13 protein-coding genes and 1 pseudogene are annotated in these 14,375 nt (G+C 45.5%); 5 read left to right on the top strand and 9 right to left on the bottom strand.

Going from position 1 to position 14,375, the window contains the following annotated elements; translation table 11 throughout:
- Positions 1-108: 108 nt before the first annotated feature.
- Positions 109-1,176 carry an RNA-guided endonuclease InsQ/TnpB family protein gene (locus M1L23_RS13645; protein WP_252627986.1) on the bottom strand — a complete coding sequence of 356 codons (1,068 nt, stop codon included), beginning with the start codon at positions 1,174-1,176 and terminating at the stop codon, positions 109-111.
- 75 nt (positions 1,177-1,251) lie between these two features.
- On the opposite strand from M1L23_RS13645, the gene tnpA reads away from it, so the two are divergent.
- The gene (tnpA, locus tag M1L23_RS13640; protein WP_420094992.1) at positions 1,252-1,662 is read left to right on the top strand and encodes an IS200/IS605 family transposase; all 411 of its coding nucleotides are present in this window, start codon (positions 1,252-1,254) and stop codon (positions 1,660-1,662) included.
- Positions 1,663-1,727: 65 nt separating this feature from the next.
- Here the strand turns inward: tnpA and M1L23_RS14975 are convergent, their stop codons facing one another.
- Complete coding sequence (locus tag M1L23_RS14975; protein ID WP_338021859.1) at positions 1,728-2,183, bottom strand: pilus assembly FimT family protein; 456 nt, start codon at positions 2,181-2,183, stop codon at positions 1,728-1,730.
- Positions 2,184-2,301: 118 nt separating this feature from the next.
- Between M1L23_RS14975 and M1L23_RS13630 the strand changes: the two genes are divergently transcribed.
- The 4 genes from M1L23_RS13630 to M1L23_RS13615 are packed head-to-tail and all read left to right on the top strand — an operon-like array spanning position 2,302 to position 8,323.
- Complete coding sequence (locus M1L23_RS13630) at positions 2,302-2,889, top strand: prepilin-type N-terminal cleavage/methylation domain-containing protein (protein ID WP_252627984.1); 588 nt, start codon at positions 2,302-2,304, stop codon at positions 2,887-2,889.
- A complete protein-coding gene (locus M1L23_RS13625; protein WP_252627983.1) occupies positions 2,889-3,725 on the top strand; it encodes a prepilin-type N-terminal cleavage/methylation domain-containing protein in 837 nt (278 codons plus the stop codon). The genes M1L23_RS13630 and M1L23_RS13625 overlap by 1 nt, the downstream gene beginning before the upstream one ends.
- On the top strand, positions 3,715-4,179 hold the full coding sequence (locus M1L23_RS13620) for a pilus assembly PilX N-terminal domain-containing protein (protein WP_252627982.1): 465 nt from the start codon (positions 3,715-3,717) through the stop codon (positions 4,177-4,179). Before M1L23_RS13625 ends, M1L23_RS13620 begins: the two co-directional genes overlap by 11 nt.
- Positions 4,169-8,323, top strand: coding sequence for a DUF6701 domain-containing protein (locus M1L23_RS13615; protein WP_252627981.1), 4,155 nt, complete (start codon positions 4,169-4,171; stop codon positions 8,321-8,323). The genes M1L23_RS13620 and M1L23_RS13615 overlap by 11 nt, the downstream gene beginning before the upstream one ends.
- A 79-nt stretch (positions 8,324-8,402) precedes the next feature.
- Here the strand turns inward: M1L23_RS13615 and M1L23_RS13610 are convergent, their stop codons facing one another.
- From M1L23_RS13610 to M1L23_RS13580, 7 genes and pseudogenes are all read right to left on the bottom strand, one after another.
- Positions 8,403-10,664 carry a Calx-beta domain-containing protein gene (locus M1L23_RS13610; protein WP_252627980.1) on the bottom strand — a complete coding sequence of 754 codons (2,262 nt, stop codon included), beginning with the start codon at positions 10,662-10,664 and terminating at the stop codon, positions 8,403-8,405.
- A gap of 315 nt (positions 10,665-10,979) precedes the next feature.
- Positions 10,980-11,171: pseudogene (locus M1L23_RS13605) on the bottom strand (type II secretion system protein); the annotation flags it as partial.
- A gap of 82 nt (positions 11,172-11,253) precedes the next feature.
- Positions 11,254-11,742 (bottom strand): prepilin-type N-terminal cleavage/methylation domain-containing protein, encoded by a 489-nt coding sequence (locus M1L23_RS14970; RefSeq protein ID WP_274707219.1) that lies wholly within the window; start codon positions 11,740-11,742, stop codon positions 11,254-11,256.
- 90 nt (positions 11,743-11,832) lie between these two features.
- Positions 11,833-12,261 (bottom strand): pilus assembly FimT family protein, encoded by a 429-nt coding sequence (locus M1L23_RS14965; protein ID WP_274707218.1) that lies wholly within the window; start codon positions 12,259-12,261, stop codon positions 11,833-11,835.
- A 189-nt stretch (positions 12,262-12,450) separates the two neighbouring features.
- A complete protein-coding gene (locus M1L23_RS14960; protein WP_274707217.1) occupies positions 12,451-12,918 on the bottom strand; it encodes a prepilin-type N-terminal cleavage/methylation domain-containing protein in 468 nt (155 codons plus the stop codon).
- 267 nt (positions 12,919-13,185) lie between these two features.
- Complete coding sequence (locus M1L23_RS14955) at positions 13,186-13,602, bottom strand: prepilin-type N-terminal cleavage/methylation domain-containing protein (RefSeq protein WP_274707216.1); 417 nt, start codon at positions 13,600-13,602, stop codon at positions 13,186-13,188.
- A 100-nt stretch (positions 13,603-13,702) separates the two neighbouring features.
- Entirely contained in the window at positions 13,703-14,299 is a 597-nt protein-coding gene (locus M1L23_RS13580) for a type II secretion system protein (protein WP_252627979.1), read from the bottom strand.
- Positions 14,300-14,375 lie beyond the last annotated feature (76 nt).

The following is a 14,375-nucleotide window of genomic DNA, read 5'->3' as shown; positions in this document are numbered from 1 at the left end:
GACTTTCATTAGGCTATCTCATACACTGTAGAATTGTACTAGATAGTGATTCTATATAGATGGATATGCTTTGTAAATGATTCCTTATTTACTTTGTAGAAGAAATAATTATTGTAGTAGATAACGATCAATACCGACTCTGCCGCATGATGGGCAACTCCATGTGCGTACCGACAAAGGCATATCTTTAACTTTATGCTTACAGCCATTGCAGGTTTTTGAGCTGGCGTACCACTGATCCAGCTTAATCACATGCTTGCCCTGTTCTTTGGCTTTGTATTCCAGCTTCACAACAAAACTATGCCATGAGGCATCAGCGATATGTTTTGCCAGTTTGCGATTTTTCATCATATTGGCTGATTTAAGCGTCTCGACTATCACCGCTTGGTTTTCGTCAACAAGAGTTCGAGAGTATTTATGCTGAAAATCAGACCGAGCATTGGTTACTTTTTCATAGGCTTTAGCCACAATTAAGCGAGCTTTGGCGCGATTGGCACTGCCTTTTTTCTTGCGTGATAACTGGCGCTGCTTGCGCCTTAAATTTCTGGCTGCACGCTTCAAAAAGCGCGGATTGGTTTTTTTCTTACCTCTGGACTCAATGGCAAAGTGAGCAATGCCAAGATCAATACCGACCACCTTTTCGACCGAATGGATAGGTTGTGGTGCTTCAAGCCCATCATCAACCAATATTGATGCGTAGTATTTTCCGGTAGCGCTGAGCGTGACTGTAATGCTTTTAACTGTGCCGCTGATTTCACGGTGCAGCTTGGCCTTAATGGGCTGCATTTTGGGCAGCTTAATTGCACCATCAAGCACCTTTATGCCCACGCAATGATAGCTGCTTTGCTTGCCATGTCTGCGCTTAAACTTGGGGTAGTGTGCTTTTACCTTTGGATCAAAGAAACGATCAAAGGCTGTATGCAGATTAATTACCGCTTGCTGCAAGGCAATAGAATCATACAGCTTTAACCAATGGTACTTTCTTGATTTCTTAGCCACGGCCAGCAGAGGTTTTAAGTCCTTTTTAGGGCTTAGGTTGATGCCGTGCAAGCGGTAAGCATGCGTCTTAATATGCAGAGCTTTATTGTACGCAAAGCGCACCGCACCAAACTGAGCCACTAGAAACTCAGCTTGTTCAGGCGTAGGGTAGATGCGTACTTTAGTAGCTCTTAACATATTAAGCGCTCATTAGTATAATGCCCGTATTATATGGCTTGAAACAGGTAAAGTAAAGTGAGTGAGCAAGACAAAATCGCACTATCGGGTTATCTACGCAAGCGCCATAGCGTCAGTAAATTAGTTGTTCATTTGGTGTTTACCACCAAGTACAGACGCAAGCTGTTTGATGATGCAATGATCGGTCAGTTGCGCGAGGCATTTGAATCGGCTTGCGTAAAGCTGGAATGCGATTTACTAGAAATGAACGGCGAAGCCGATCATGTTCACTTGCTGATTGCTTTCCCGCCCAAGCTGGCCGTCAGCATAATGGTCAATAACCTTAAATCTGTTTCGTCTCGCCTGTTGAGGCTGCAAAATAGCCACCTAGCAAGACAAAGTAAAAGTGCAGCCCTGTGGTCACGCTCCTACTTTGCTTGTACCGCTGGCGGCGCAACCATTGACACATTAAAGGCGTATATCGAAAGTCAAACAGCGATTGAGTAAAGCGCTTTGCGCCCCGCCTTATATCCCCGCCCTTTCGGGCGAGGGTTTACGGCGGTTTTGCTAAATCAGCAGCTGCCTAAGCGAATATAACCCTGCGACTGCACACAAATGTTTCTGGTTAAACTACCCGCAGTAATTGTAATTTCGCGCGCGGCAACCCCACACACACCGCCCCCCGAAGGCACTGGGCAGCCCTTACTATTAAAATACAAACCCGTATTTAATCCCGAAACAGCCACCGCATCTAGGTTAATGTCGCGTTCGGCTTCTACAGGCAGTGTTGTTACCTTGTTTGCGCCCATACTTACGCCATAACCAAAATTGGCTGTGTCTTGCATGGCGCGCTGTTGCTGTAAACGTAATAAGCCCATTAAACGCGCCTCAACGGTGGCCATTTCAGTACTAGGGTCGCTCGCCATAAAGCGAGGTACCGCTGTAACGGCTAAAATGCCAAGCACAACGATAACAATAATCAATTCAATTAACGTAAAGCCCATGGCGTTAGAGTTGTTTTTGCTCACTTTAGAGTCCTTACCCAGTAACAACACAGCAATGATGACAACAATACCTATTTCGTACAAGTTTTAAGCACTTGCATAATATGAATCTTATTCATTCCGTTGTATGCTAAGGGTTGGAATGAACACCAACAAATGGAATGCTGTCATGCTGAAGAATGCACAAACCATAGCACGACAAGGTGGCTTTACCCTGATCGAAATTATCGTGGGCATTGTTACCTTAGGCATTGTATTGTCGTTACTTACAGTTTTGTTATTTCCCCAAGCCAAACGCAGCGCCGAGCCCCTATTGCAAATGCGTGCCGCCGAGCTTGGCATTGCCCTAATGAACGAAATTTCCAGCAAAAGCTTTGACCACAACAGCGACCACGCGGGTGGCGCTATTCGTTGTGGTGAAATCGGCGCACCGTCTTGCACAAATATGCTTTCTGGCACTGGCGTTTTGGGCCCCGATGGCGAAGCTCGTGACGAATTTAACGACGTCGACGACTACCACGGCTTAAATAATATGACCGACAGCCTTGGCGGCGACCTTAGCGCCCGCTACCCGGGTTTTTCTTACAGTATTCACGTGTGTTACAGCACTGCCAGCGGAACTTGTGTAACGCCAGTTCCCATTCCACCGTCATTTAAGCGGGTGCAAATAACCGTTACCACACCCATGGGCCAAAACTTCCTATTTAGTAGCATTCGGGGTAATTACTAATGGCCATGCGTAACCAAGGCTTTACCCTTATCGAGCTTATTATTGTTATTGTGCTATTGGCAATCATTGGCACCTTTAGTTTTAGTTATTTAGGCTTGGGCGCCAAAGTATTCACCGACGCGGTGGGCCGCGACCAACTGCTAAACCAAAGCCGCTTTGCCGTTGAACGCCTTAGCCGCGAACTGCGTAACTCGTTACCTCGCAGTGTGCGGGTAATTAATGGTACCAATTACAGTTGTATTGAATTTGTACCTATTATTGCTAGTAGTAGTTATGTACAGCTACCTCGGCCAGGCCCCTTCGCAAGCAACGCCTTTATTGGCGTAACGCCTCTATTAGAGCCGGGCCAAACCATTATTAACCAATATTTGTATGTATATGCCACTAACCATGCGCTTATTTATAACGTTGCCACACCGCGGCGGAAACAAATAACTGGCACCACAGCGCATACAAACCCTGGCTTAACCGAGTTTACCTTTGCTGGCACCCCCACTTTTCCAACCGGTAGCCTTGCCCGACGTTTTTTCATTACCGAACAACCGGTAAGTTGGTGTGTATCGCGCACGGCCTCTGCAAGCGGCACTTTAACGCGCTTCAAGGGCTATGGTTTTCATAACACCCAACGTACATTTAGCCAGCTTAGCAGTGCTTCTGCTGAAGTAATGGCACAGCAGCTTTATAACGACTTTAGTTCAAACCAAGTGCCTTTTTATGTATTGCCGGCCACTTTACAGCGCAACAGTTTAGTACAAATCGACTTCCGCTTTGGCCGTGCCAACGACACCGAACCGTTACGCATTCAACACGAGGTATTTGTACCCAATGTGCCTTAAAAGCAATGTTAGCAAACACCAACAGGGCAGCGCGTTAATGATCGCTGTGTTTATTATTGTGGTGATGAGCGTTATTGGTGCCGCTCTTATTCGGCTTTTAAACGACAGCGCAACCAGTACCATTACTGAAGTGTACGGTGCTCGTGCGCACCATGCGGCGCAAAGTGGTATTGAAGTTTTTTTAACCGAGTTGTTTCCGCTTGATAACCCAGGCGCGGCAAATATATGCCCCGCCCGCGACGAAAACGTGCATATACAAAGCCTACCCCCCTACGGCACCTACAGTTTCAACACCACAGGCCTTACTAATTGCAGTGTTCAAGTGCGCTGCGACTCGCTAGCAGTAACCCCATTTGTTGGCCACCACTTCCGCATATTAAGCACCGGCCAATGCACCGCCGCCGGCCAAACATTCTCCCGCCAACTATTAGTGGAGGCCCGCGATGAGTCTTAAATTTAAATGGGCTTTGGCCTTGGTGCTTTTGTTTGCTGGAGTGGCAGAGGCGGCCACTTATGTGTTACCGAATGGGAGTTTACCCAATGGCTGTTCAAGAAGCAGTCGTGTTGTCACCTGTAACAACTTAAATTTATCAAATGACGACATTGTTAATATTAACGGTAGTGCACTCGTTACGTTAAACATCAACGGTACGGCAAACTTCAGTAATGCAAAAGTGAATGTGAATGGTGGCCCCAACAAATTAGCTATTAACGTAACCGGAAATTTAAATAGCAGCACCGGCGTTAAAATTGAAGCCAATATAGTAGCTTCGACGGGCAAAGTGACTCTCGGATATAATGGCACGCTAATCGGCAATATAACGGCTAACTCTGCCACTTTTGGTGGTGAAAACACTATGACCGGCTCTGTCAACGTGGCGAGTAGCGTCAACTCAACGGGTAACAATGTTGCTATTAGTGGGGGCATTGAAGCCGACAGCATTACCCTAGGAAATGGCTCCTCCGTTGGCGGGCTAATTAACACTATCAACCTAACCACTGGCAGTAATGTTTTGTTGTCAAATGTAAACGCTCAAACTGTCTCGTTAGGCTCAAGCAATACCGTAAATGGCTATATTAACGCCACCAGTACGCTAACAACGGGCAGCAGCACTCAAATAACTGGAAACATTAACTCACCTAGCGTTACTTTAGGCTCAGCAAACACGCTCAACGGCAGTATCGACGCCACCAATATCACCATACAAGCAAGTAATAGTGTAGTGAATGGTGACCTAACGGCATCAAACAACATTGCTCTTGGTAGTGGCGCTGCCATTAACGGCAATATCTCTGCAGGTGGTAATATTACTACCAATAGCCCGGTAACTTTAGTTGGCAATATGAGTGCTGGTGGAGACTTTACCTTAGCCAGTGGCAGCTCCGTAGTCGGTAATGTGGACGCTGAGAATATTACTATGGCGCCTTCCAACTCTCTTATTACTGGCGATGTGTCTGCCGCTAATGATGTAGTCCTTGGTAGTGGTAACAATATTATTGGCGATGTTTACGGGACCACTATCACCTTAGCAAGCTCTAATGCGGGTATTGAAGGCAATGCCACCGCCACGGCTTTAGTCACCATTAATTGGCAAGGTATTATTACAGGTAATGTGACCGCCCCACATATTGAAAATAATGGTGGAACTATTGTTGGTGATATTTTTTGTGACACCCGCACTGGTTTAATCCGAGAGTGTTTGACTGCATCCTCTGGAGGCACCTCTGGTTCTGCAGGCATTGATAGCTGTTCCCAAGCCTTTAGTGACATGATGGGCTATGGCGTTATTGGTGATACTAGTTTCACTTATGGCAATAAAGCCACTATTAACAATACAGATATCACTGGTTCCATCGGTAATTCACCAACTCCATCAGGACAAGTAGCTCCGGTTCCTACTTCATTTCCAGGGCTTCAACCAAGTAGCTTCCCTTCCTTTAACACTGGTTCCACAAATAAAAACAATGCAACAAACATTGCACCTGGTAGTTATGGGGAAATAAGCACTAGTAATCATTCCTCCACCTCGGGAGGGACTTATTATATTGATAAAGTTAGTTTAACTAGTAGCAGCGCTAAGATGACACTCGCAGCTGGCCAGTATTATATTAATAGTGTGGTATTAGATAGTCAGTCAGAGCTGCTGTTGGATTCAGGCAACTACTTTATTAATACCGTAGACATAGCAGATCAGGCAGAGATAAACCTAGTTCCAGGTGCTTCCGTTAATATTTTTCTCGGAACTTCTCTGGCTTCAGGCACGAACTCTAAAATAAATAAAAATGGTACCGTTTCTGGGTTGGCCATTTTTTTATATTCTGGCGCAAGCTTCACTCTCGCGAAAGATCAGGGGGACCATAATAATAGATTTACTGGTTTAATTTATAGCCCTTTCACCAACACTACTATTAACATTGGCGAAAAAACACATTACGAAGGTGGTATTGTTAGTGCTGGTACGGTTGAGTTAGGTGATAAAGTTAAAATAGATTTTGACGCAGTTACTACTAAAGAACAAATTCTTGAGGCGGCAGGCTGTAGTGCTTTACCGCCAGATCCCGTTCTAGACCACTACAGAATAGTGTTGCATGAACAAGAGCTTGTTAGTTGTTATGCAGCGCCGGTTACTATTAAAGCCTGCGAGAACGCTAGTTGTTCGTCGCCTTTTGTAGGCGCAGTAACAGGTGAAGTAAATTCAACGGCAGCCAACTCTAAATGGAAGGGTGTTGCAGCTAACTCTGCTGGATTTAGCTTTTCCGGTGGTGAAGCCACCTTAGGGCTCGATTTAATTGTAGGTGGCACCACTTCCGTTTCCCTTTCCAATCTAGCCCCTGCCACCACAAATACTACTCAGTGTGTAGACAGTACCGGTACGCCACTTCCTAATTGCAACATTACCTTCAAAACCGCGGGCTTGCTGGTTAGCGCGCTTTCCCCTTTTGCTGGTGACGATTTCAATGTAACTATTCGTGCAGTCGAAACTAACACCGAAACAGGCGCTTGTGAAGCTCGTGTTGAAGGGTCTAAAACTGTGAACTTAGGGGTTGAATGTGTCAATCCTTCTAGTTGCATGACTGATCAAGTGTTCAATGCCAACGGCACATCAGTCGATTTATACAATCAAGGCTCTTCAGTTCCCAGTACTAGTGTTAGTTTAATCTTCAATGCCGCTGGCGAAGCCACCTTCAATGCAAACTACACCGATGTAGGGCTTTTAAAATTTAATGCTTCCTTAGACATAGCCGCCGATGCCAGCGATCCTAACGTGCCTGAGCCAGCCACAACCTTAACGGGAACAGGTGGTGTTGTAGTACGCCCCTATACGCTAATTGCCCAAGGCCTAAACGATGACCTCTCGCCGTGGACTGCCACAGCGGCAACGGGTGACGGGTTTAAAGCTGCGGGTGAAAATTTCTTCTTGGCTATCCAGTCATTAAATGCTCAGGGCAACCCTACCCCAAATTTCGGCAATGAAATTGCCGCCGCTGAAGGCTCAGTAGCGTTCCACTCAATACAGTTTCCAACCATTGCACACGACCCTAGCATGGCGAGTCATTTAACGTTTGGACAAACCTTTGTGCCCCTGCCCAATGTTGAAGGTGCGCTAGTGAACCAAGGCGTGGTTTGGAACGAGGCTGGTACCGTGAACTTAACTGCTGCCCTAACGGGTAATTCTTATCTTGGCGCTGGCGATGCCTTTGAACGCCCTGCTAGACCTGTTGGGCGTTTTTATCCGCACCACTTTATTCTTAAGTCGTCGGAAGTACGTAATAGCTGCTCTGTTGGCGACTTCAGTTATATGGCCGACCCTAATATTGGTATTAACTTTGAAATACATGCGGTGAATAAAACTGATGGCCTACTTACCAACTATGGTAATGGCGACTCTAGTACTACTGGCCATTATGTGGGCAGTGCTGTCGCTGGCGTAAACCAAACAGTCTACCCGCTGCTTGGGCGTTTAAACTCGGTATTTAACGCCGCTTGGGATAAAGGCATACTTATTGAAGACCTTACTACCGTTGCCTTTGCCCGCCCTGCTTCAACTACACCCGACGGGCCTTTCGATAACCTTGAAGTATACATTGAAATGTCTGGCGCAGAAGACGGTCGTGGCTTTGTTAGTAGCAATAATGAGAAGCTACAGGGCTCGTTAAGTTTAAAATACGGCCGTATGGTTTTGGAAAGTGTTAGTGGCCCAGAAGACCAAAACCTTAACGTGGTGCTTAATACCGAGTTTTGGAATGGCACTAGCTTTGTTATAAATTCATCCGACCGCTGCACAGATTTTGATCCTGCTGAGTTGGCAATTATTCCTGGCACAAACCCTAACAGCATTGAGTCTGCTCCTGGCCTCATAGCAGGGGTTGTCCACAGCGGCTCTGTTACGCCCGGCGAATTATACTGGCAAGAGCCTACCGGCGGCACCCTACCTGGTCAGTTCAACTTTGAATACAACGCGCCAGAATGGCTAAGGTTTGATTGGGGCCGGGTTGGCGACCTAAATGGTACCAACCAAAACCCACAGGCCACTGCAGGCTTTGGCTTGTATCGAGGCAACGACAAAATAATCTTCAGCTTAGAGCGTAACTTTTAGCCTAGATATATGTACAAACGTACTGATTGCCCGCTTGTGTGGGCAATCAGAGAACAACGAAGGCTAGGCATTGCTAGCCCTACAGAATAATCACCTCTATAATACGCGCTTCATAAGTAGCTGGTAATGCAAGGTTCTCTGCGCTTTCCAGAATAACCCGGAAGCCTTTACCGGCAGCGGTAGGCTCTATTTCAAACTCTACAACAACCTCTTGGGCGCCAATGCCAAATTCAGACTTCACATTAGCAAGCGAAAAGTCTACTCCTGCTTGGGCTGAACCGTTTTCAATAAATACGGTTAAGGTACCGGCTAAGGGCGCAACATTACTTAACGGCAATACTATTTTACGCGTTTTAGGAGCACCAACAGCGGGCGCATTAAACTCGACAGGAGTTCCCACTTGAGGTGGAACCAAGTCGGGTAACGCAGGCGTTTCTCGTGGCTCTATTTGTATTGTCACGACTCTACTTTCTGGTAATTGCACACCACTTGCCTGTGTGAATATCAGGTCAAACTCGCGTGGTTCATCGCCTAAATCTTGTGGTAACAACCTAAGGTCTACATTTAGTTGGCTGCCATTAACGCTGGTAGCAATTGCACTACTAAAGTCGACCCCTGCTACGGCTGTACCATTACGGCTTTGCACGTTCACTGTGGCACCAACAGCTACGTCTGTAAGTTGAAAATACAGGGTAATATCTTCAGCTAGGTTCCATCTTGGCACAGGCACCTTAATAAGCTGTGGGCTTAAGGTTAATTGTGGCTCGGGCGCGACATCGGCTTGATCGATCACACGCACTTCAAATGTTTTCTTACGCGGCAAATTTATATTTAACGGGCTATGCAGTTCAACCTGAAAGCTTACTTCGTTGGTCGCCGTAGCATTTGCCATTAAACGCACGGGTAGCGCTATAACACTGGTACCCTTGTCGAGCCTTAGCGTTTCTTTAACCACGTCAAAATCGAGGCCTTGCTCTGCGCTACCGGCAATAAAGCGAATGCCAACTTCGGCCGCTTCTGGTAAGGCCTCGCTAAGCGCAAAATGCAAGTTGTAGTCTTGGCTACCTGCGGCTGGCTCGTGCAATACAAAGGTGTCAGGCATCGACACTCGCGGATAACCTGTGTCTTGTTCATTACTATGCAACACTTCAACATTAATGACCCGTTGAGAAGGCAAAGTTAAGCCCTCTGCCGACACTAACTGTAATTGAAAACGTATGTCTTCATTGGTGGCTTGATCATGCAGTAACTCTAGTTCAATTTCGAACTCGCTTTGCCCTGCGCTTAACATAACGGCATTAGCACCTGTAGCGTTTACTGCTTGGTAATGTACGCCGGCAATGGCTGAATCGTCTACTGTGCGCCACTGTAATTTAGCGCTGTGCTGTAACATATCGCTTAAAGTAATAATAACTGGGTAGGTAACAGTGCCACGTTCAATGGAAGGCATACGTAAGCTTAAGCTGCTTGGCACATTTAACGTTGGTACAACCGCTTCGGCAGTATATTTTAATGACACCTCAATTTCACGGTTGCTGTCTAGCTCAACGCCTGTGGCTGCTAGAAACTGCAATTTAAACGAGCGGGTGTCTTCTATTGCTTGCCCAATAACAGGAAGTGCAAACACAAGCTCGGCAGCGCCTTTGGCAATACTACAAATACCTTCAACACAGTTAGGCCCTGAAACAGGCCGGTAGTGCACACCTTCACGGGCTGTACCCGCAAGGCTGTTTATTTGAACTGAAGCGTCGGTGTTTAAACGTGTTGATAAGGGCAACACAACCGAGTAATTCGCTTCGCCCACAGCAGGCGCTATAAACTCTAGGGTCGCCGGTAAAGTTAAAACACTTAATGGGCCTGTTCCACCAGTAGACTCAATAGCAGCAATAGTTACACTATGATTCACATTCGAGCTTAACCTGGCGTTAGTAGAAGGAATGAGTTCAATTCGGAAGTCGCGAGCTTGGCTGCGTGTTGCATCATTAAGTAAGGTTATTTCAATATTGGCTTGTCGGTCGCCTTTATTAAACGCAACACTGCCGCTGCTGGCTTCATAATCGCGGCCTTGAATTGCGGTGCCTGATATTAAACGAAAATTAACTTGGCCATTTTCAGGAGCAGCCACTGATAAGTTTACCGGAATGGAATAAACCATACTGGCATCCGCAGCATCAATTGACACGGTGGAAGTTGCAGCAACAGAAAGCTCAGGATAAGGGTTGTTTACTGCGCCAGGCTCGTTATCGGGGTGAACTTCATTACAAGCTGTCAGCGACATCATGCTGGCAAAAAGGAAAGTGATGACAGTCGCAGACTTCATCCATGATTTAACTTTTAGCATTGCTACTCCTAATGGACGAACGAAGCAGCCGTCCGCACAGACAGATATTATATAAACAAGATATTAACACTATCATAACGCTAGGTCATGCATTGCTTAAAGCGCCTTTGAGTTAAAAATTACGCCCAAACCTCAATGATTAATCAGCACTCGTTAGTAATAAGCTCAATGGTAAAGCTAGCAGCCGTTATAGCTCTTCGGTGCTATTGCTATTTTGCGTGGCGTTGTGGCAACAAGAATAAGCCAATCGTCTTCTGTTAGGCCCGCCGCAGCCGCAATGCCGGCTAACGTTGGCTCTGGGTAGTTCAGGGGGTTACCTTGTACTGCATTTTTAGCGTATTCAATTTGTGCCGCACCTTGCAGTGCTGCTTTCACACCAGCTAATGTGCTTATTCGGGCGTCTTTTGAGAAGTCAAAAAAGCGAGGTGCTGCTGTTACAGCTAAAATTCCTAATACAACAATGACTATAATAAGTTCTATTAGGGTAAATCCCTTTTGCTGGTTCATATTAAATTCCTTTTCAAATATATACTATCGTTACGGCCACTTGCACTTGTGGTAAACGACATTTTTTCCTAAGGCATTATATTTAACAATGGTTGGTATGCGCACCAACTCTAGGGCTTCCACCTAGCGATTCAGCAGCCACATAGAATGCATAGCAGTCTATAGCCTGAATGGCTGTGCCTTCTTTTTTAAAGCTGGCATGAGTAATGTAAATCACTCCGGGGGCATGATGGTAAACCCACTCATCATTATCAATTAAGCTAATGCTTTTTTGTAATTCAACAGCTTTTAATATGCCTTCTGGTGTTGCAGTTGGGTAGCTATAAACAAGATGCACACCTTCAACATAAACATTGTCAGCAATTATTGAGTTTAATTTCCCTTCAATAACTGCGCGGGCGTTAATCATATTTGCAGCACTAACCATAGTAGACTTTAACCCATTAAGGCTACTTATACGGGCGGCTTTGGTGAAGTCAAAAAAGCGAGGTGCTGCTGTTACAGCTAGAATTCCTAATATAACAATTACAATGATTAACTCTATTAAAGTAAATCCTTTTTGCTTATACATTTTTTACTTCTTCTTTATATTAAACACCGCAACGGCAGGCTGTGCCTGCCCTACGAAGGAATATTAAGTTTTGGAATTAATCTCGTACAATTAACAGCCGCTCGTTTCCATTGTTAATGTTGGCGGTGTTTTGCGGGTAGCGTCCATGTGGTACTTAACAAAGCAATTATCAAATTTCGATGAAGAGCTTTTACGAACACTAAAGGTAACGGACTCGTCAACAACTCGCTCGATAAACCATTTTTTTCCGTCTGCGCGTACTGCATCAACAATGCTATCCCGCTTAGATTGGCCTTGCCCATCGAACGATCGCGGATACTTTGCATCACCTTTCATAGCAGTTCGGGCATACTCAATAGTGGCTGCTGAATTTATTGCGCCTTTCATGTTATTTAGAGTACTTATACGTGCGTCTCTAGAAAAGTCAAAATAACGCGGCGCGGCTGTAACTGCCAGAATTCCTAATACAACGATAACGATGATAAGCTCTATTAGAGTAAATCCTTTTTGATTGTCCATTTCACATCTTCTTTAAATATCAAAAATCGCAACGGCAGGCCATGCCTGCCCTACGAATTATAAAAAAAGGGCCGAAGCCCTTTTTGTATGCGTGGATTTTAAACTTTCACCACAGGGCAGGCATGGCCTGCCGTTGGTACATCATCTGTTTGCCGCAGCAGCGTCATGCGGTGCATGACCTACGGATTATTAACAACCGCCTGTGCTTGAAGTAATAACAGGGGCTAAATTTGCACCTGTTGACTGTGTATATGCGACATGACACTGTTCTGTAGCTGTATTTGAGTGTGTATAGCCTATTGGCAAAACGTAAACTGTATTAGATGTTGTTGTAGTGTCAAACACCCAGTCTGTTGCGGTTAGTGAAGCAGCTGATTGAACAGCAGCGGCTGTAGCAGCTGGATACCCATATACTGTAGCGATTGCCGAGGAGCCGCTACCAATAGAGCCTGTAGCACCTAATTGACCATCAAGAGCTGCTTTCGCATATACGATCTGCGAAGCACCTTGTATAGCAGCTTTCAAACCACCTACTGTGCTTTTACGTGCGTCTGAAGAAAAATCAAAGAAACGTGGTGCTGCCGTTACGGCTAGAATACCTAAAATTACGATCACGATGATCAGTTCGATTAGGGTGAAACCTTTTTGTTGTTTCATTTTATTACCTATTTAAATTCATTATCGCAACGGCAGGCCATGCCTGCCCTACGAATTATAAAAAAAGGGCCGAAGCCCTTTTTTGTATGCGTAAAATCTAAGCCTTCACCGTAGGGCAGGCATAGCCTGCCGTTGGTACATCATCTGTTTGCCGCAGCAGCGTCATGCGGTGCATGACCAAAATTTCATTCAGGTATTAAAAAGGGGTCAAAGCCCCTTTAAGTTCACTTCCGGCTCGGCGTCATGCAGTGCATGACCTACTGCCGATTAACAGCCCGAAACAGTTGCCACTATTGTGGGCGCATCTGCTAATGTCGCCCCTTCAGTATAAGTTACATTGCAATCAGCTCTGGCACCTGTACCAGCGTTATTTTTAGCAGAAATTATAATTACTGCAGGAGTAGTACCACTTACTGCACCTATATTCCAGTCTGTTGCACTAATTTGCGCTGCGTCAGCAATTTCCGCTGCTGTAGGGTAGGTAGCGCTGCCGTTGGTAATTGCATTGTTTGCATATCCAATTTGGGAAGCACCTTGAATAGCCGCTTTTAATCCACCAATCGTGCTAATACGCGCATCTTTCGAAAAATCAAAGAAACGTGGTGCTGCTGTTACGGCTAGAATACCTAAAATTACGATCACGATGATCAGTTCGATCAGGGTAAAACCTTTTTGTTGTTTCATATTTTCTCTACCTATGGTTAAAATAAATTTTATATTCCCTTGCCAGCTAAGCTGGCCACCTCGTTAAATAACGCGATGCCGAGAATTGTTGTTTCAAATGCTAATTGCGATTTAAATTCACATTAACGTTACCTGTGCGTGGATTATATACAAAACTATTCCCCACAGTAAGATAATCATTACCACTTGGCGCTGCCGCCAACCCCTTTATGGTGTTCGTTTGGTAGAAAACACAAAGGTCGTTCGTACCATTATTCTCTGCCGTAACAAAGAAGCGAACTCGGTTTACATCTGCAAAGTTTGTGCTTGCTGTTGGTGCACCTTGCAGAATTGCTGCAAATAACGTTCGGCAGTCGGTGGCATTCATGTTTTGGTCATGTGCCGCGGCGTTATTGTTGCCGCTAACTGGGTAACCGCGGTTACCGTCGACGTTTACTTGCACTAAATCTATTATAACACTGGCGCCTGCGCCTGTGCTTGGGTTATTACCCGCTGGCCGGCCGTCGAGTTCCCATTGGCCGCGCACTATACCTACAGCACTGGCAAAGCCACCTGCCACGCCTTCTACTGATGCGTCTTCCGCTTCGCGGGCCACATTGGTAAAGCGCGGTAAAGCAGCAGCGGCTAATAAGCCTAATATTACCACTACTATAATTAATTCTATTAAGGTAAATCCATTACTTCTTTTGTTAGCCATTATCAGCTTTCCCTAACGCACGTTATATACCTAAATACTAATATAGTTTATCACTATTTTTTTCTAATGTAGCTAT

This window comes from Aliidiomarina quisquiliarum (genome assembly GCF_023922585.1).
GTDB lineage: Bacteria > Pseudomonadota > Gammaproteobacteria > Enterobacterales > Alteromonadaceae > Aliidiomarina > Aliidiomarina quisquiliarum.
This window is presented reverse-complemented; position numbering and strand designations above follow the sequence as displayed.